Origin of the sequence: Halomonas nitroreducens, from assembly GCF_003966155.1 — a bacterium.
GTDB classification, from domain to species: domain Bacteria; phylum Pseudomonadota; class Gammaproteobacteria; order Pseudomonadales; family Halomonadaceae; genus Halomonas; species Halomonas nitroreducens.
This window is the reverse complement of the sequence record NZ_RXNS01000006.1, coordinates 198642-217198: the sequence shown is the minus strand read 5'-3', so window position 1 is coordinate 217198 and position 18557 is coordinate 198642. Positions and strand designations below refer to the sequence as shown.

General features: G+C 71.2%; 10 protein-coding genes. 3 read left to right on the top strand and 7 right to left on the bottom strand.

The window, feature by feature from the left end; all coding sequences use genetic code 11:
- Positions 1 to 24 precede the first annotated feature (24 nt).
- The gene (locus tag EKG36_RS08430) at positions 25 to 1101 is read left to right on the top strand and encodes a glycosyltransferase family protein (protein WP_126483010.1); all 1077 of its coding nucleotides are present in this window, start codon (positions 25 to 27) and stop codon (positions 1099 to 1101) included.
- Here EKG36_RS08430 and EKG36_RS08425 read toward each other — a convergent pair.
- From EKG36_RS08425 to EKG36_RS08395, 7 genes are all read right to left on the bottom strand, one after another.
- A complete protein-coding gene (locus EKG36_RS08425) occupies positions 1089 to 1784 on the bottom strand; it encodes an outer membrane beta-barrel protein (protein WP_126483008.1) in 696 nt (231 codons plus the stop codon). The two genes, EKG36_RS08430 and EKG36_RS08425, sit on opposite strands and share 13 nt — an antisense overlap.
- Positions 1785 to 2201: 417 nt before the next feature.
- Entirely contained in the window at positions 2202 to 3545 is a 1344-nt protein-coding gene (locus EKG36_RS08420; RefSeq protein ID WP_126483006.1) for an aminotransferase class I/II-fold pyridoxal phosphate-dependent enzyme, read from the bottom strand.
- Positions 3542 to 10996, bottom strand: a complete 7455-nt coding sequence (locus EKG36_RS08415) for a type I polyketide synthase (RefSeq protein ID WP_126483004.1) — start codon at positions 10994 to 10996, stop codon at positions 3542 to 3544. Before EKG36_RS08415 ends, EKG36_RS08420 begins: the two co-directional genes overlap by 4 nt.
- The gene (locus tag EKG36_RS08410) at positions 10993 to 12576 is read right to left on the bottom strand and encodes an LTA synthase family protein (protein ID WP_126483002.1); all 1584 of its coding nucleotides are present in this window, start codon (positions 12574 to 12576) and stop codon (positions 10993 to 10995) included. The genes EKG36_RS08415 and EKG36_RS08410 overlap by 4 nt, the downstream gene beginning before the upstream one ends.
- Complete coding sequence (locus tag EKG36_RS08405; protein ID WP_126483048.1) at positions 12573 to 13325, bottom strand: SDR family NAD(P)-dependent oxidoreductase; 753 nt, start codon at positions 13323 to 13325, stop codon at positions 12573 to 12575. The genes EKG36_RS08410 and EKG36_RS08405 overlap by 4 nt, the downstream gene beginning before the upstream one ends.
- 20 nt (positions 13326 to 13345) lie before the next feature.
- On the bottom strand, positions 13346 to 14584 hold the full coding sequence (locus EKG36_RS08400) for a capsule biosynthesis protein (RefSeq protein WP_246007465.1): 1239 nt from the start codon (positions 14582 to 14584) through the stop codon (positions 13346 to 13348).
- A 1-nt stretch (position 14585) separates the two neighbouring features.
- Positions 14586 to 16595: a capsular polysaccharide biosynthesis protein gene (locus EKG36_RS08395; RefSeq protein WP_126482998.1), complete on the bottom strand. Its 2010-nt coding sequence runs from the start codon at positions 16593 to 16595 to the stop codon at positions 14586 to 14588.
- A gap of 213 nt (positions 16596 to 16808) precedes the next feature.
- Here EKG36_RS08395 and EKG36_RS08390 point away from each other — a divergent pair, with 213 nt between their 5' ends.
- Together EKG36_RS08390 and cysQ are read left to right on the top strand one after the other, a co-directional pair.
- A complete protein-coding gene (locus EKG36_RS08390) occupies positions 16809 to 17474 on the top strand; it encodes an SDR family oxidoreductase (RefSeq protein WP_185827515.1) in 666 nt (221 codons plus the stop codon).
- Positions 17475 to 17520: 46 nt separating this feature from the next.
- Positions 17521 to 18357, top strand: coding sequence for a 3'(2'),5'-bisphosphate nucleotidase CysQ (cysQ, locus tag EKG36_RS08385; RefSeq protein ID WP_246007464.1), 837 nt, complete (start codon positions 17521 to 17523; stop codon positions 18355 to 18357).
- Positions 18358 to 18557 lie beyond the last annotated feature (200 nt).

Here is an 18557-nt window from a genome sequence, read left to right as displayed (position 1 = left end):
GGAGGAGTGGATAGTGAGTGGTAAATGGTGAAAGGTGAGCGCTGGCTGGTGTTGAGCGATGGGGCGCGGCCGACCGAGGATATCTACTTTCTCGCGTCGGCCGCGCCCCGTTTGCGTTCCGAGGGCCACGAGGTGGGCCGGCTGGATGTGCGCGGCTGGCGCTGGCCACTGGCGCGCTGGGTGTTGACCCGGCAACTGGGGGCCAACCTGGTGCTGTGCCGCACCTTGCCAACCGTGGCGCTGCGCTGGCTCGAGCGTGAGCGAGCCCGCTTCGGGCGCATCCTCTACCTGATCGATGATGAGCTCGGGGCGGCGGCCGAGGATGCAACACTGCCGTCGGCCTATCGAGCGCGCATGGCGTCGGCCGCCGCCCAGCAGCCGCGCCTGCTGGCGTTGGCCGATGAGGTCGTGGCCAGCAGCGAGGCGTTGGCCGGACGCCTTGCCCGCCGCCACGCCAGGGTCGCGGTGCTGACGCCGCCGCTTCTGGCGCCGCTGCCTGACCTGGCGCATCTCGAGCGGGGCCCCACGTCGTACGCTCCCTGGCGGATCGGCTTTCACGGCACTCGGGCGCACCTGGCGGATCTCGCCCATCTCGCCCCGGCGCTCGCGCGCGTTCAGAGCGAACGGGTCGATAGCGAACTCGAGCTGATGCTGGGGGAACACGTGCCGTTGGCGCTGACCGACCTGCCTCGTACGTGTTGTCCGGCGCCGCTTCCCTGGGGCAAATTTCGTGTCTATCAGGCACGGCGGCGCGTCCATATCGGCCTGGCGCCGTTGCTCGATACCCCGTTCAATCGCGGCAAGTCGTTCATCAAGTTCCTGGACATCGCCGCCATGGGCGGCGTGGGCATCTACTCGCGGCGTCCGCCCTACACGGAGATCGTCGAGGATGGCGTGAATGGGCTGCTCGCCGACGACGACCCGCGTCACTGGCAGCGCTGCCTGAGCTGGTTGCTGGAGCATCCGGGAGAGGCGCGCCGGATGGCCGCCAATGCCGCCGTCACCGCCCGCCGGGTCGGCGACCCGCAGGCGGCGGCCGCGTTCTGGCGGCGGCGAGGTGGCAGCATTGGCCAGCCGGTCTCCGGGCATCAGAAGACGTAGACCACCCCGGCGGTGAACAGGTCCAGGTCGCTGTCGCCACCGTCCTCCCCCTGGCCGAAGCCGCCCAGGTAGCGATAGTCGACTCGCAGCCCCAGATGGTCGCCGAGCCGGTACCAGGCGCCGATGCCGAGGATGCCGACGGTGTCCTCGAAGCGGTGTTCGGTGGTCTCCCGGGTCGAGAACGGCTCGCCGAGCACCTCGCCACGGTGCGTCGTCACCGCCGTGATGTCGGTGTCGATGCGGGCGATCCCGGTGGTGAAGGTGCCGCTGAGGGCCTCGCTGATGGGCAGCAGCAGCTTGCCGTTCAACCCCCAACCGCGAACTTCCACATCGGTTACCGTCCGCGAGGCGAGGTCGTGGGTGGGCGTGGTGAGCGCCCCGCGGGTCTCGAGCCGGTAGTCCCCCAGATGGTAGTAGCCCAGTTCGAGGGCCAGGTAGCGGAAGGGCTGGATGCCCACGCCGATGACGCCGGCACCGCTCTGGTCGTCGACATCCACCAGGGCGACCCCGCCGTTGTCGGTCATCCGCTCGGCCATCCGCTGGTGGCGGCGGTCCAGGGTGTCAAGGTCGGGCTCGGCGAAGCCGGCGTCCGCGAAGAGATAGAGATCCGCCGCGGCGGCGTTGACCGCAAGGGCTGGCGCGGTCATGAGCCAGGCCGTGGCCAGGACGGTGTGCCTGTTCATCGACACCTCCCGAGAGCGAGTAGGGGTGAGGACTCGTCACTGATGCCTGGCCTTTCTCATTCCTTGTTATCACTCGAAGGCCTGAGTGATGCTGCTGTTGAATCACACTAGCAACACTCAGTAACAAAAGATTACAGGATGGCCGATTTGCCTTAAAAATCAGCTAATTAAGTGATATATTTGGTACTTGCCTGGAAAAGTATGGGCCAACGCCTGCTGAAGAAGACTGGCGAAACTCATACGTTGCATCGACAGGGACGACCCGCTGGCAGCACGACGGTTCCGGCGATGGTGAGGCGGGGTCATGCGCCGCCCGCGAGGAGCGCCGCGAGTCGGCGGTTGGCGGGCAAGGGCATCTGCCTGGCCCCGCGCACGGGCGGGGCCAGGCAGGGCGGCCGGGAAGGTCGCGTGGCGGGACTAGCCGCGGGGGGCCTCGACCGGCTCGGCCATGAGGGCCACCAGGGCGTCGAGCGTGTGGTCGACCTGGGCCTCGCTGTGGTCGCAGGAGAGGAAGAAGCGCAGGCGGGCACTCTTCTCCGGCACGGCCGGGTGCAGGATCGGCTGCACGTTGATGCCGCGCTCGAACAGCGCATGGGAGAGGCCGGCGGCGCGCGGTGAGCTGCCGAGGATCACCGGCACCACCGCGGCCCCGATGCTGTGCCCGGTATCCAGCCCCCGCCGGCGGGCCTGGTCGAGGAAGTAGCGCGAGATCTCGCGCAGGCGCCGGGCGCGCTGGGGTTCCTGGCGCATCAGTTGCAGCGCCTTCAGCGAGGGGGCGGCGACCTGGGCGGGCATGCCCACGCTGTAGAGAAAGCCCGGCGCCAGGTAGCGCAGCGTGTCGACCAGCGGCTGGCAGCCGGCGATATAGCCGCCGCACCCGGCCAGGGTCTTGCTCAGGGTGCCCATCCAGATGTCCACGTCGTGGCTGGGCACGCCGTAGTGTTCGCCGAGGCCCAGGCCATGCTCGCCCAGCACCCCGAAGGAGTGGGCCTCGTCGACCATCAGCCAGGCCTGGTGACGGCGCTTGATCTCGACGAAGCGCGGCAGCTCGGGGAGATCGCCGTCCATGCTGTAGAGGCCCTCGATGACGATCAGCACCCGCTCGAACTGTGGCCGGTGCCGGCGCAGCAGGTCGTCCAGGGCCGCCGGGTCGTTGTGGGCGAAGGCCATGCGCCGGGCGCCGGAGAGCTGGGCTCCGACCAGGGCGCTGTTGTGGACGTACTCGTCGTGGAGAATCAGGTCCCGCGGCCCGAGCAGGTAGCCCAGGGTGGAGACATTGGTGGCATGGCCGCTGACGAAGGCCACGGCATCGTCCACGCCATAGGCTTCGGCGATCGCCCCCTCGAGCTCGGCGTGGATCGGGCGTTCGCCGGAGACGATACGGCTGGCCGAGACCGAGCTGCCATAGCGCTCCAGGGCCTCCCGGGCGGCCTGGTTGACCCGGGGATCGCCCGAGAAGCCCAGGTAGTTGTAGCTGGCGAAGTTCAGGTAGTCGCGCCCCTCGATCACCGTGGTGGCGCCGGCGTTGCCGTCGTGGCGCTTGAAGAAGGGATCGCTCAGGCCCAGCCGGCGCGCGCCCTCGCGCATCAGGCTCAGCTGCTGGTAGCCGGGATGGCTGTCGAAGCGGGTCAGGTGCTCCGCCACGGCCCCGCCGCCGGCCTGCGGGGCGTCGGGTGACGCCGCCTGCCGGGCGCGGGTGCGGCGTCGCCCCCTGGCCTCGTCGAGCAGCTGCTGCTTGAGGTGACGGTTATCTTGCGTCATGAGGGGGTGGCCTCCCGGGGGGTGTCGGACAGGGTGTCGGCGCCGTGGCGGGCGGCCAGGGCGGCGAGATCCGCGTCCTGGCTGTCGGCCTGCGAGGCGTCGCGGGTCAGCCGCTCGATCAGCACGCCGCTCAGTCGGTCGAGGGTCGAGGCCTCGCTGAGCACCATCACCGGCACCCGCACGCCGAGGCGTGCCTCGATGGCCGTCATCAGCTCCACGCCCATCAGCGAATCGAAGCCCATGTCATAGACCGAGCGGTGCACGTCGATCCTGTCCTCCTCGATCATCAGGATGCCGGCCAGCTCGGCCTTGAGCAGCTCGGTGACGGTGGCATGCAGCTGCTCGGGCGACAGCTCGGCGAGCAGGCGCGCGATGTCCTGGCCGCTGTCGTCCTGGTGGTCGTCGTGTCCGGCGCCATGGGCGATCTCGCGGAAGCGCGGGGCCTCGGCGGTGGGCAGGAAGCGGGCCAGGGCGGACCAGTCCAGTTCGAGCACGCCGAGGCTGGGGGCATCCGTCGCGAGCATCTTCTCGAGCACGGCCAGGGCCTCGTCGGCGCGCAGGGCCGAGCCGCCCAGGCGCTCCTGGAGGGCGTCGCGGGTACGGGTGTGGCGGGCCAGGAAGCCGACATCCTCGATGGCCCCCCAGCGCACGCAGGTCACCGGCCGTCCCCGGGCGCGGCGCTCGGCCGCCAGGGCCTCCAGCCAGTGATTGGCGGCCACGTAGGCGGCCTGGCCCGGATTGCCGAACAGCGTGGTGGCCGAGGAGTAGAGCACGAAGAAGTCCAGCGGGTCGTCGCGGGTCAGCACGTCCAGGTGGCGCGCACCTTCCACCTTGGGCGCCAGCACCCGCGCCAGGCACTCGTCCTCGAGGTTGCGGATCAGCGCGTCCTCGATGACGGCGGCGGCATGGACCACCCCGCGCAGCGGGGGCAACGCGTCGCGGCAGCGGGCCAGCAGGGCGGCGAGGGCGTCGCGGTCGGTGACGTCACAGGCCGCGGCCTCCACGTTCACGCCCCGGGCGTGCAGGCGCGCCAGGCCCTCGCGGGCCTCCGGCGAGCCGGCCCCGCGACGGCCGACCAGGATCAGGTGCCGGGCGCCGCGCTCGGCGAGCCACTCGGCGGTGTGCAGGCCGAAGCCGCCGAGACCGCCGGTGACCAGGTAGCTGGCGTCCTCGCGCAGCCGCAGCGCGGGGGGCGCGGCGGCCGGTGGTGTGGCCTGATCGGCGAGGGGGCGCTCCTGGGTGACCACCACCTTGCCGATCTGGCGGGCCTGCTGCATGTAGCGAAAGGCCTCGACGACCTGATGGTTGCCGAAGGCGGTGTAGGGCAGCGGCGTGAAGGTGCCGTCCTCGAACAGCGCCATCATCTCGGCGAACAGCGTCCGGGTCAGCTCCGGGCAGGCCTTCATCAGCTGATCCGAGTCGATGCCGAAATAGCTGAGGTTGTTGCGGAAGGGCCGCAGGCCGATATGGGTGTTCTCGTAGAAGTCGCGCTTGCCGAGCTCCAGGAAGCGACCGAAGGGGCGCAGCACCCGCAGGTTCTGGTTGATGGCCTCGCCGGCCAGCGAGTTCAGCACCACGTCCACCCCGCGGCCGTCGGTCGCCTCAAGGATTTCCTCGGCGAAGGTCAGGGCGCGGGAGTCATGCAGCCGCTCGACGCCGCTCAGGCGCAGGAAGTCGCGCTTCTCGGCCGAGCCCACGCTGGCATGGATCTCGGCGCCCAGCCAGCGGGCGACCTGGATGGCGGCGAGGCCGACCCCGCCGGCGGCGCCATGGATCAGCACATGCTCGCCGGGCGCCAGGCGCGCCAGGTGCTTGAGAGCGTAGTACACCGTGAAGAAGGTGGTGGGGATGGTCGCCGCCGCCGCGAAGTCCAGCCCGCCCGGCAGCGGTGCGACGGCCTGGCGGCTGGCGATCAGCCGGTCGCTGAAGCTGGCCGGGCCGAAGCCGACCACGGCATCGCCCGGGGCCAGGTCATTGACCTCCGGGCCGACCCGTTCGACCACCCCGGCGAACTCGAGGCCCAGCGTGGGGCCGGCGAAGCCGTTCTCGATGGCCTCGTCGGAGAGCAGGCCCAGGGTGTACATCACGTCGCGGAAGTTGAGGCCGGTGGCCTCGACCCGCACCTCGAGCTCGCCCGCGCCGGGACGAGGCAGGGCGCGGGGCCGCCAGCTGAGGTGGCGCAGCTGGCCGGGCAGGGGGAAGCCGAGGGTCATGGCCGGCGCGTCGCCCGCGGCGTCGGCCGGGCGGGGGTCGGGGGCGGGCAGGGGGCGCAGGCGCGTGGCGAAGCGCTGGCCTTGCCCATCGAGGACCAGCTCGTTCTCGGCATCCGGGGCGCGCAGTTCCCGGGCCAGGGCCTGGAGCGCCGCCTCGCTCGGGCCGTCGCCCGGCAGGTCGACCAGCTTGACGGCGAACGCGCCGGCCTCGTTGGCCAGGCTGCGCCCGAAGCCCCAGAGCGCGGCATCCTCGGACGCCTCCACCGCCGTCGGGCCCCACATGGCGGCCACGCCCTGGGTGACCAGCCAGAGGGTGGTCTCGGCGGTCGCTGTCTCGAGCCGGCGGGCCCAGTCGGCGGCGGCTTGGCAACGCGCGGTGCCGGACTCGGCCAGGTCGAGGATATCGAGGGCGGCGTCGGCGTCCATCGCGGCCTGCTGGAGGGCCTGCCACTGTTCGCTGGTCGGTGGTGACGCCAGCAGGGTGACCGGGTCGCCCTGCTGCTCCAGGGCCTCCCCGAGGGCCTGGGCCCTCGGGTGGCAGGTCGCGTCGCTCACCAGCAGCCGATGACGCGGGGCGGGGGCCGCCGAGACCGCCGCCTGGGGCAGGCGGGCATGCAGCAGGTAGGCGCCCGTGTCACCCTCCAGCGGAATGGGCTGGATGTCCTCGGCGCCGAGGCGCTCCAGCCAGCCGACCACATCCTCGTGCTCGCAGGCGGCCGGTGGCCGCTGGTCCTCGCCGAGTCCCGGTGTGGCGAGCAGGGTATCCAGCCAGGCGGACGGGGCCAGGCCCAGCAGCAGCAGCGACGCGCCGGGAGCGAGGCGCTCGGGCAGGGCCTCGAGCAGGCGGCGGCTGGTGTCCCGCTGGCTGACGTCGAGGCTGACCAGGGCCAGCTGGGCCCGCGCGGGGGCCTCGGCCAGGGCGTCCAGGGCCTCGACCTCGATGCGCGGCTCGCGGTCGCGCAGCTGCTCGGCCTGCTGCCAGGCCAGCTCCCCCGCCGCGAGGAGGCGAACGTCGCAGCGGTCCGGGTCGAGCTGCGCGGCAAGACGCTCGCCCAGCGCCGGGACGCTGACCCCGGCCTCGAGCAGGCCGAGGCGCTGTCCTGCGGGCAGGGCCTCGAGGGTGCGGGTCAGGGCCTCGGCCAGGGGTTCGGCCAGGGCCCGCCAGCCGTGGTGGCCGATCAGCTCCCGGTTGAGCCGTGTCAGGCCCTCGCGGGTCAGCCCGATGGTCCCGGCGTCGGCGTCGCCGGCAAGCAGCGCGCGCAGGTGCAGGCCGAAGCGGCCGACCTGCTGGATGGGCGCGCCATGCCCGGGGTAGTCCCGGCTCAGCAGCTGCCAGATGGCGGCGGGCGCCACCTCGCCAGCCGCCAGCCGCCAGCCGCCATCGCCGGCCTCGAGCCGGCCGGCGTCCTCCAGCAGGTGCAGCAGCTGGTCGAGCAAGGGGCGCGCCTGGAGGTGGCGCCCGGCCAGGGCCTGGTAGCGCGCCTGGCTGAGCCATTGGCCGTCCAGTTCGGGGCGCAGCGCCTCCTCGGCGAAGGCCTCGACCAGGCGGTCCAGCAGCGGCGCCACCTCCTGGGCATAGCGGTGGCCGGTGGCCTCGGCGTAGCCGTCGACCAGCCCGGGCAGGGCCGCCTGCAGGGCCGCGAGCGGCGGCAGGGGGCACTGCTCGGGACGCGGCGCCGGGCTCAGCGCCACGTCGAGATAGCTCAGCGGGGCCTGGCCGGACGGGGTGAGGCGCAGCGCCTTGAAGCGCGTCCCGGCGAGCACCGCTACCGCCCGGCCCTGGGCATCGAAGAGCTCGAAGTCGGCGGTGAAGGAGTAGGGCGCGCGCTTGACCAGCCGGGCCCGGGCCAGGGCGGGTGGCCCGGCGGCGGGGTCGAACTGCACGCGACCGACCCGCACCGGCACGAAGGCCAGGCCGTCCCGCGGGGCGTCATCCTGGGCCAGCAGCGGCAGGAACAGCTGGAAGGCGCTGTCGAGGATGCCGGGATGCAGCCAGAGCGCCTCCCGGTGGGCCTCGATGGCCTCGCTGGGGCGGATGGCGCCGATCACCTCGTCGCCCGCGAGCCAGGCGCGATCGATGGCCTGGAAGGCCGGCCCATAGGCCAGCCCCAGCCGGGCGGCCGCCGCCAGGTGGGCATCCAGCTCGATATCCGGCGCCCGCGCCGGTTGCTCGGGGCAGCGGCGCTGCAGCATCAGGCCGCGGCTCTGCTCCATGATCCGGGCGGTGGCATGCAGCTGCCAGTCGCCGTCGGCGCCGGTCTCCCGGGAGCGCATCGCCAGGCGACCATCGGCGGGCTCGACCGCCAGGCGCAGGGTGCGCCCGTGGGGGCCGTCGAGCATCAGCGGCGCCTGGATCTCCAGTTCCTCGATATCCAGGGTGGCCGGCGCCCGCCACAGGGCGCCGACGGCCAGCGCCAGCTCCACGTAGCCGGCGCCGGGGAAGACCGGGGCGTCGCCCACCACGTGGTCGCCGAGCCAGGGCTGGCGGCCCGTGTCGAGCTCGCTTTCCCAGGTGAGGGCCTGCTGGGCCAGGCGGTAGCCCAGCAGGGGATGCTCGTAATGGCGCTGCAGCAGGCCGGCGGCGCTTGGCGTGCCGGGCACCCAGTGGGGTCGGTGTTGCCAGGGATAACGCGGCAGTTCGACCCGGCAGCCGGCCACCGGGAACCAGCCGCTGTCGTCGTGGGCGATGCCGCTGAGCAGGGCCTGGCCGATGGCCCGCTCGATGCAGGCCGCCCCATCCTGCTCGCGCTCGAGGGTGGTGATCACCTGGCCCGGTCGGGCGGCCTGGGTCTGCGCCTCGCTCAGGTAGCGGCGCAGGATGGGATGCGCGCCGATCTCGATGAACACGTCGGTGCCCGCATCGAGCAGGGTGGCCACCGCCGCCGCGAAGCGCACCGGCTGGCGCACATTGTGCCACCAGTAGTCGGCGCCCAGGGCGTCGCCCGTCAGGTGGGCCCCGGTGACGGTGGAGACATACGGCACCTGCGTCGGCTCCGGGCGCAGGGACGCCAGGGCGCCGATCAGATCGCGTTCGATGGGATCCATCGCCGGGCTGTGGAAGGCGTAGTCCAGGGGCAGGCGCTTGGCGAAGGTGCCCTGGTCGGCCAGCTTGGCCTCCAGCCGCCCCAGGGCCTCGGCGGGCCCGGCGACGGTGACGCCCTTGGGGCTGTTGATGCCGGCGAGGCTGATGGCTCGGTGCTGCGGGCGGTCGAGCAGGGGGGCGATGTCGGCTTCCCCGAGACCCACGGCGGTCATCTCGCCCTGGCCCCGGGTCAACCCCTGGTAGTGGCTGCGCAGGTGGATGACCGTGACGGCATCGGCCAGCGGCAGGGCGCCGCTGGCCCAGGCCGCGGCCACCTCGCCGACGCTGTGGCCGGTCACGGCGCTGGGCCGGATGCCATGTGCCGCCAGCAGGCGGGTGATGCCCACCTGGATGGCGAAGAGCGCGGGCTGGGCGATCTCGGTCTGATCGAAGCGGTCCTGGCCGTTGCGTCCCTCGAGTTCGGCGCGCAGCGAGAAGCCGGCCCGCGGCGCGAACAGGGCGTCGACCTCGTCCACGGCCTCGGCGAAGACCTCGGAGGCGGCCAGCAGGTCGCGCCCCATGGTCTCCCACTGGCAGCCGTTGCCGTCGTAGACGAAGGCCGGTCCCTGGGCACCGTCGAGCCGCTGGCCCTCGGTGATGCCGAGGGCCGTGTCCGCGGGGCCGGTCTCGGCGGCCCAGGCGGCGAGCCGTTGAGCGGCCGCCGGCTTGCTGTCGGCGAACAGCAGCAGGCCATCGCGGTGGTGTTCCCGGTGGCGATACAGGGTGTGGGCGATGTCGTAGAGGCTGTCGTCGCTGTCGCGCAGGTGCTCGGCCAGCGCCGCGGCCATGGCCTTCAGGGCGGGCTCGCCCCGGGCGGAGAGCCGCAGCGGCAACGGCGCGCTGGCGGCGGGCGTGGTACTCGCCGGCGTGGCTGAGGCCCGTTCCGGCGGGCTCGCCAGGATCACATGGGCATTGGCGCCGCCGAAGCCGAAGGAATTGACGCCGATCACCAGCCGGCCGTCGGCCTTCAGGGGCCGGGCCCGGGTGACCACCTCGAGGTTCCACTCATCGAAATGAATCTTCGGGTTCAGCCGGCGGATGCCGATGGTGGCCGGCACCTCCCGATGGCGCAGGCTGTAGAGCGCCTTGGCCAGCCCGGCCACGCCGGAGGCGGTCTCCAGGTGGCCGAGATTGCTCTTCACCGAGCCGATGGGCAGGGGATGGCGGCGTTGGCGGGCCAGGGCCTCGCCGATCGCCCGGGTCTCGATGGGATCGCCGACCGCGGTCCCGGTGCCGTGAGCCTCGAGATAGTCGATCTCGTCCGGGGCGATGCCGGCCTGGTCATAGGCCTGGCGCATCAGGGCCACCTGGGCCTCGGGGTTGGGCACTGTCAGGCCCTGCTTGTGGCCGTCGGTGTTGACGGCGGAACCGGCCACCACGGCGAGGATGGGGTCGCCGTCCTCCACGGCGCGGTCGTAGTCCTTGAGCAGGAAGAGGCCGGCGCCCTCGGAGCGCACGTAGCCATCGCCGTCGGCGTCGAACACGCGGCAGCGCCCCGACGGCGAGAGCATGCTGGCCTTGGAGAAGATGATGAAGCCGTAGGGGTGCAGGTGCAGGCTGATGCCGCCGGCCAGGGCCATGGGGGTCTCGCCGGCGCGGATCGCCTGACAGGCCTGGTGGAAGGCCACCATCGAGGAGGAACAGGCCGTGTCCACCGACATGCTCGGGCCGTGCAGGTCGAAGAGGTAGGACAGCCGGTTCGAGGCGATGCTCGAGGTATTGCCGGTGGCGGTGGGGGCGTCGATGGCGGCCATGTCGTCCGCCATGCGATAGGAGTAGTCCAGGCTGGCCACACCGACATAGACGCCGCACTGGCTGCCGCGCAGCCGACCCGGTGCCAGCCCGGCGCTCTCCATGGTCTCCCAGGTCAGCTCCAGGAGCATGCGCTGCTGGGGGTCCATGTGGGCGGCTTCCCGCGGGGAGATACCGAAGAAGTCCGCATCGAAGCCGCTGATGTCCCCCAGGCTGCCGGCGGCGAAGGTCACGCTGGTGCCGGGATGGCGGCGGTCGGGGTGCTGGAAGGCGTCATGACTCCAGCGGTCGGCGGCCACCTGGGTCACCAGGTCCTTCTCGGCCTTCAGGTCATCCCAGAAGGATTCGGGGGTGGTGCCCGGCATACGATGGGCTACGCCGATGATGGCCACGCGTCTTGTCATGCTTGCTCCTGGTGATGCGGTGTCTTGACGTCCTGGTCGGTGGCGCGTGTTGCGGCCTCCAGTACGGCCTGCCAGAGGCGGTACCCCAAGTGGCTGGCGCTCAATGTCTCGTGATCGCGAGTGGCCCCGCGCCGCTGGCGGGTCGACCACAGGGTATAGCTGGTGGTGCCCTCGGGCAGGCCGAAGTGCCGGTAGGCGGCGGGCATGATCGGCACATGGTCGCCGTACCAGCACAGTATCCCCTCACGGGGGGAGCGCGAGAGCGCCTGGCGCAGCCGGTCGGTCATCCGGTCCGCGTTGCGCAGATGCGCGAGATAACTGGCGAGCTCATCGCACTCGCTCGGCAGCGGCGCATGCTTCGGCTTGAGCCACTCGTCGGCCTTGCCCTTCGCCAGGGTGTCCATCGCGAGGGGGCCATGATTCTCCATGGTAATCACGAAGATAAACAGGGGGCTATTGTCGTGGTCGGCGAGCAGCTTGCCAACCGTGTCGGCCACGGCGAGGTCGCCGATGTACTGGCCACAGTAGTCCGCCGCGTCGAAGGCCCGGATGTCGATGAAGTCGTCGAAGCCGAGGCGCGGCATCACCCGATCCCGGGCATAGAAGCTGGCGGGATAGGGGTGCACGCAGACCGTACGATAGCCAAGCGCTCTCAGGCTGGTTGCCAGGGAGGGAGCCGAGCGCTTGGCCAGCTGATGATAGGGATTGAAGCGGTGGATACCCAGCGCCTGGTCATCGAGGCCGGTCAGGAAAGCGGCCTCGGTGCGCACCGTGTTGGCGCCCCAGGCCGGTACGCTGAGCGGGCCATGGGCGATCGCCGCGCCCACCATGGCGTCATAATGCGCCAGCAGCTCGGGGCGGATTGCCGGGCACCAGTCGCGGGGATCGAAGAAGGATTCGCTCTGCACCGCCACCACATGGGGGAGGGCCTCCCGGGCCGCACGGTGTCCGTCGGCGACCGCGAACGGCGTCTGCTGGGGCAGGGATACCGGCTGCCGGGCCAGCCGCCCATAGGCCCAGAGGGCACTGAACAGCCCCAGGCGCTGCAGGTCCGTCTGCGGTGCCAGCGAGCACGGCGGCAGCCGCGCCAGCCCCAGGCCCAGCGGGAGGGCCGAGAGCCCGGCCGCGGCCAGCGTCGTTGCCAGGAAGGCCAAGGGGCCGAAGCGGCCGACCGCCGACGGTTCCAGGATCAGGAAGCCACCGATGGCCAGGGCGCCGGCGGCGATCGCGCCCAGCGCCAGCCCGATGCCGAAGAAGGGCACGTAGAGGCGAGGGTGGCGAAGGGCGTCGAGGAAGTACTCGAAGTCCTGGCAAAGGAACGGCTCGCGCAGGGTCTGCCACTTGGTGTTGCTGGATTGCACCACCACGAGCTGCAAGGCGGCGATAACGGTCAGGGCGAACCAGGGCCGCTGCACGACGAGCACGACCAGCGCGAACAACAGGCTCCAGGTGCCCAGGTGGACGCCCAGGGTGGCCAGGGGACGTCGCCAGACGGGGGCCACCGGGGGCCGCAGCAGTGCCTCCAGCCCGAGGGTCAGGCCCAGCCCGACCAGCCAGGGCCACAGCAGCGCGTGACTCATTGCCGCCTCCCGTAACCCATCCAGGCCAGCAGCCGCTGGGAGAGCCCGGCCGGCAGCACCGCCAGCCACCAGCAGCCGACATTGAGCGGGAAGGGGAAGCTGATTCGCGCCCGGTTGCGCGCGACCCCGCGGACGATGCGGCGGGCGGCGCGCTCGGGGGGGAGCTCCCAGGGCTTGGGGCCGGGCATGGCGGCACACATGGGCGAGCTGACATAGCCGGGCATGATCACCGTCACGCCGACGCCGCGGGGCGCCAGCCAGCCACGCAGGGCCTCGGCATAGGCCTTGATGCCGGCCTTGCTGGCGCTGTAGCTGGGAGTCAGGGGCAGGCCATGCCAGGCGGCGAGCGAGCTGACGAAGACCAGCTGGCCGTGTCCCCGGGCCGCCATTCTCGGGGCCAGGCGCTCGGCCATGGCCATCGGGGCGCGCAGGTTGATGGCCAGCAGTCGGCTGCTCGCCGTCCAGTCCTCCATCTCGCGGTCCTGGGCGGCATGGGTGTTCTGCCCGGCGTTGGCGATGACGATATCCGGCAGCGGCAGCGCGTCCAGCCATTGGCTCAGCGAACCGTCATCGGTGAGGTCGACGCTGGCCAGCGCTACGCTGGCGCCACTGGCCCGGCACTCGTCGGCGAGGGCCTCGAGGGCGTCACGGCGGCGGCCGTGCAGCACCAGGTGGACCCCGTCCGCGGCGTAGGCTCTGGCCAGGGCGCCCCCGATGGCACCGCTGGCGCCGGTGATCAGGATGCTCATGGCATGGGAAGCGAATCGGCTCACAGCAGGGCCTCGAGTGGCGATACCTCGGCCTCGAGACGACGCACCACATGGGTCAGGGCGAGGTCGATGCCGGGGCGGCAGTAGAAGCCCCCGTTAAGTTGCACGGTATGCATGACAGTCTTGTGGAAGCAGTGGAACAGGTCATCCTGGGGCGGCGGGGGCTGGCGCCAGAAGGCGTCCAGCGGTCCCTTGAACGTCAGGCCGTCCAGGCAGTAGATGGGCCGGCTGAGGGCGATGGTCGGGCAGCGGTGCTCCAGGGCCACGATCCCCGAGGTGCTGTTGACCGTGATGGTGCCCGCCGCCCCCTTCAGGAGCACGTTGAGATCCCCTGACTCGAGATAGGTGATCCGTCCCTCGAGGCCATAGTGCCGCTCCAGGCGCCCGATCAGGCCGGCGTAGTCGATCAGCCCCATGTCCAGCGGGTGGTTCTTGATGCACAGCCGGCTGTCGCTCGGGGCCTCGCGGGCAAAGGAGGCCATCACGTAGTCGATCACCTCGGGCATGCCCGAGAAGGGGGAATGGTCGCGGATCTGGGCGTCGCTGTTGAGCTGAAGCGGCAGCACGAAGTAGGGCGCCCGACCGGCCGTGAGGCGCTCGATCCGCCGGGCATCCCGGGGCTTCCAGCGGCGCAGCTGGGCGAAGCGCTTCAGGTAGCCGGCATACTCCACCGGTGCGGTGACCGGCGCATGGTTGCGGTAGCGGGGAAACAGCACGGGGTTGGCGAGCCCCGCCAGATGGTAGAGCACGTCATGGGTGGCGCGGACCCGGAACGGCGAGCGAAAGCGCGTCGGCCTGGCCGGCGGCGGTAGCGTCGGGGCCACGTCGCGGAACCAGGCCGCGTTCTGGGGCAGCAGGGAATGGCCGTTGACGCCTTCCCGTTCGAGGGTGATCCAGAAGGGGCGGAAATAGCCCTCCTCGAGCACATGGTTGCGAACCCCGTCGGCGCGGGCCGAACGGATCGCTGCCCGGTGGACGGGGCGCTGGTCGCCGAAGACCACCTGGTCGGTGACGGCGTGACGCTCCCGGAGTTCCGCGAGGAAAGCCGGGAGGGCCTCCAGCGCCTCACGAAACCGGTAGGCCGGTCCGCCATGCCGCGACCAGTAGGCGATATCCCCCCCGGCGAACTGGACCTTGGTGACCCGGTGGCCATCGGCGACCAGCTGGCGGGCCAGCCGCTGGAAGAACGGCGAGCAGACGCCCTGCAGGAACAGGAAGGAGCGCTTGGGTACAGTCAAATCAGTGCCTGCCAATGAAGGTGTTGCGATACCAGCGATAGACGCGGTGCTTCCAGGTGAGCTGCCCGCCGCCACGGCGGTAGTGTTCGAGCAGCGAGACGGCCGTTTCGGCATTGCAGAGTTGCCGGGTCGCGGGGTCGACGTAGAGCGGATACAGGATCAGCACTCCGGCGATCAGTTCCTCCAGTGCCAGCCGCCGCTGGCGCCTGTGGCACGCACGATGATCCTCGGTGAGGCCCCAGCCTGCATAGAAGGGCATCCCGTAGGTGACGACGCGGCGACCGCGCAGCAATGCCTCGAAGCCCGTCAGGGAGCTCATGGTATGGACCTCGTCCACCCTGTCCAGCAACCCGGTGATATCGGCATGGCTGGCGTCGACGTCGTAGAGGCCGGCCGAGGCCTCGTCGAGCTGGCCGATCCGGGCGCCGCTGAGCACATCCGGATGCGGCTTGTAGACGATGCAGGCGTCCGGGTTGTCGGCGCGCACCGCCGACAGCAGCGCCCGGTTGCTGCGAATGTCGGGGGAGCCGTGCGCCACGGACGCATCCGACTCCACCTGGCCCGGGACCAGCACAATGCGCCGGTCGGTTGGCAATGTCGGGACCTGCCCCCCGGCGACGTTGTACTTCGACAGCCGCAGCCGGACCAGGCGCTGTCGCAGCGCAGCGGCGCGTTGGCGCAGGTCGTCATCGAAGGGGGTATGGTTGAGCAGGTGCTCGAGGTCGCTGGGACGACGGGCGTCGTAATAGATGCCGCGGGCGTCCACGACCAGGGAGAGCGGGCGCGCCAGGTCGACCCCCAGGCCGACGGAGCGGATAAAGCCGTCCTCCATGCGCCACGCATGCCGGCCGGCATCCCGCAGGTCGCGGTCATCCCGGCTGGCCCAGCAGAGGCTGCGCTCGTCATCACGCACGGGACCAGGCCCCGGCGAGTCGGCATGCCGAACCGAGGCCTCGGCGCCCAGGAAGTCGCCGACGAAGCCGCGCTTCCAGCGTGACAGGCCGTAGGTGGTCCAGCGGCCTTGCAGGCGCCGCTGGTGTCGCAGCTGATCGCCGATCAGGTCGATGGTGGCCTCGAGCGTGGTGGCCTCGCCCGTATAGGGGTTGGCGTATCGGGCATAGCGCAGGTAGGCCGCGGCGAAGACCTGCTCGAGGGTTCTCGGCTGTCCGCGTCGCGGGCAGTCGCGTCGATCGTCGGTCAGCCCCCAGCCGGCGTAGAAGGGCACGCCGTGACACACCACGCGCTTGCCCGCGATCAGGGCCTCGAAGCCGAGCTGGCTGGTGACGACATGGACACACGCCACGGCATCGAGCAGCGCCCAGGGGTTGAGGTCCTCGCCCACGATGCGGCAGCGCGGATGCGCCCGGGCGCGATCCAGGTGCCCGCGCTTCTTGCCGGCCACCACGTCCGGGTGCACCTTGACCAGCACCTCGGCGTCGGGGTGTTCTGCCAGGGCTCGCTCGAGCATGGTCGCAAAGTCGTCGGCGCCGGCCAGGCCGCCAGCGATGGAGGCATCGCCCGCGGTCTGGTCCACGACCAGGATGCGGGGGCGCTCTCCGGGAGGCAGGGGGCGATCCGGGGCGTGGTTGTACTTGGACAGCCGCAGGGTGCGCAGGCGGTGCATGGCCCGGCGGGCACGTTGGATTTCTTCCGGGGCGAAGTCCGCCGCCTCGATCAGTCGCTCGAGATCCGACGGGCGCGAGGCGTCGTAGTAGATGCCCTGGTGATCCACGACCAGGCTGTGGGGGGCGAAGCCATGAACCCCGAGGCCCCAGGAGCGCAGGAAGCCGTCCTCGACGGCCACGTAGGGGACGCCATGTCGCGCGGCATGGCGGCGCGCCAGGCGAGAGGAGGGCTTGTGCCCCCAGCCGATGATCGCCTGCGGCCGGCGAGGCGACAGCCTCGGGCGGAACAGCTGAAAGCGCTCGACGTCGGGCAGGCAGGCACGCAGCGTGGGCAGGGAGAGCATCCTGCGCGTGGCAACGGCGGCAGAGCCGAACTGGGGTGTCATGGGGGCTGAGGCCAAGGTGCCGTCCCTTGCATCCGATGGCGGTTTGGGGAAGTCGGGGGAAGGATTGTAACAACTAACGCAGCCGGGTAAGCAGAAAATAAGCCTGCTGACGATGGGTTGCTCTTGGCTTATCCCGCTCGTCGCTGGCTCTTGCGTCCCGCTCCGGGGGGGCAGAGTATGCGAGCTGACAACTCATGGCGGGAGGCGATACGCATGACATCCACTGTCCTGATCACCGGGGCCAACCGGGGCGTCGGCCTGGCCCTGGCCGAGCATTACCATGGCGATGGCTGGCACGTCATCGGCGTCTGCCGTACCCCGTCACCGGAGCTCGACGACGTGGCCGGGCAGGTGATCGACGGCATCGATGTGACCTCGCCGGCGGATGTCGCCCGGCTGGCCACGGCCCTCGACGGGGCGCGACTCGACGTGCTGATCAACAATGCCGGCATGCTGCACGACGAGGTGCTGGGCGAGCTCGACTTCGAGGCCATCCGCGCCCAGATGGAGATCAATGCCTATGCGCCGCTGCGGGTGGTCGAGGCCCTGCTGCCCTGCCTGGGCGAGGGCGCCAAGATCGCCAATATCACCAGTCGCATGGGCTCGATCGCCGACAACGACTCCGGCGGGCGCTATGGCTACCGCGCCTCCAAGGCGGCACTGAATGCCTTCGGCAAGTCCCTGGCGGTGGATCTCGCGCCGCGGGGCATCGCCGTGGCGCAGCTGCATCCGGGCTACGTGAAGACGCGCATGGTCAACTTCGGCGGCCTGATCGGTCCCGAGGAGGCCGCGGCCGGGATCGCCGAGCGCATCGCCGCGCTGACCCTGGCGACCAGTGGCGGCTTCTGGCACAGCAACGGCGAGGCCTTGCCCTGGTAGGCAGGCTGCCACGTCCTCCATTTCCGTGACCCGACTGGGAGACGCCATGAGCGCTTTCGTGACCCCGACGATGCGGCGCCGCCTGCGGGAGGGCGTGCACGCCGCCGGCCGGGAGGTGCTGGCCATCTATCGCCGGCCCTTCGCCGTCGAGACCAAGGCCGACGACAGCCCGCTCACCGAGGCGGACCTGGCCGCGCACCATGCCTTGCTGGCGCTGCTGGAGGCCGTCGCCCCTGGCGTGCCGGTGCTCTCCGAGGAATCCGAGGCGCTACCCTTCGCGACCCGGCGGGGCTGGCGCCGCTACTGGCTGGTGGATCCGCTGGACGGCACCAAGGAATTCATCCGCAAGAGCGACGAGTTCACCCTCAACGTGGCCCTGGTGGAGGAGGGCGTGCCGGTGTTCGGGATCGTGCATGCGCCGGTGCTGGGAGTGAGCTGGTATGGCCAGGCGGGCCAGGGTGCCCGGCGCTGGGAGGGGGGGCAGGAGCGGGCCATCCGGGTGCGTGCTCTGCCGGATCCCGAGCGGACGCCCTGGCGCGTGGTCGGCAGTCGCTCCCACGGGCGCGAGGCCCTGGCGGGCTTCTGTCGCCGTCTACCGCCCCATGAACTGGTCACCCGCGGCAGTTCCCTGAAGCTGTGCCTGGTCGCCGAGGGCACCGCCGATCTCTATCCCCGCTTCGGGCCGACCTGCGAATGGGACACCGCGGCGGCCCAGGCCGTGGTCACCGCGGCGGGCGGCGAGGTGCTCGACATGCGCACCCTGTCACCGCTGCGCTGCAACCGGCAGGCCTCCCTGCTCAATCCCTCCTTCATCGTCTGTGGGGTCCGGGATCGCCGCTGGGAGGCGGCCCTGGCCGCCTGCCTGCCGAGCGCGGCGGACTGAACCCGGGGCTCGCCTGGGGCCCTGGCTGACGTGGCGGCTGGTCGCGTCTGCGCCCGTTCGGGGCACTCATCGGCTGCCGGGTGATGCGGTGCCGGGTGGTCTCGGTTGATGGCGATCAAGGTTCGGGGCCCAGGTGGCGCTACCGCCGGCGCATCCAGCAATGAAGCTCCCGTCAAGGGCGCCCACGTCGCAAAATTTTC

Bases quoted from the DNA above. Each gene is read 5' to 3' on its own strand.
- EKG36_RS08430 (WP_126483010.1), top strand. From the start codon at position 25: ATGGTGAAAGGTGAGCGCTGGCTGGTGTTGAGCGATGGGGCGCGGCCG.
- EKG36_RS08425 (WP_126483008.1), bottom strand. From the start codon at position 1,784: ATGAACAGGCACACCGTCCTGGCCACGGCCTGGCTCATGACCGCGCCA.
- EKG36_RS08420 (WP_126483006.1), bottom strand. From the start codon at position 3,545: ATGACGCAAGATAACCGTCACCTCAAGCAGCAGCTGCTCGACGAGGCC.
- EKG36_RS08415 (WP_126483004.1), bottom strand. From the start codon at position 10,996: ATGACAAGACGCGTGGCCATCATCGGCGTAGCCCATCGTATGCCGGGC.
- EKG36_RS08410 (WP_126483002.1), bottom strand. From the start codon at position 12,576: ATGAGTCACGCGCTGCTGTGGCCCTGGCTGGTCGGGCTGGGCCTGACC.
- EKG36_RS08405 (WP_126483048.1), bottom strand. From the start codon at position 13,325: ATGAGCATCCTGATCACCGGCGCCAGCGGTGCCATCGGGGGCGCCCTG.
- EKG36_RS08395 (WP_126482998.1), bottom strand. From the start codon at position 16,595: ATGACACCCCAGTTCGGCTCTGCCGCCGTTGCCACGCGCAGGATGCTC.
- EKG36_RS08390 (WP_185827515.1), top strand. From the start codon at position 16,809: ATGACATCCACTGTCCTGATCACCGGGGCCAACCGGGGCGTCGGCCTG.
- cysQ (WP_246007464.1), top strand. From the start codon at position 17,521: ATGAGCGCTTTCGTGACCCCGACGATGCGGCGCCGCCTGCGGGAGGGC.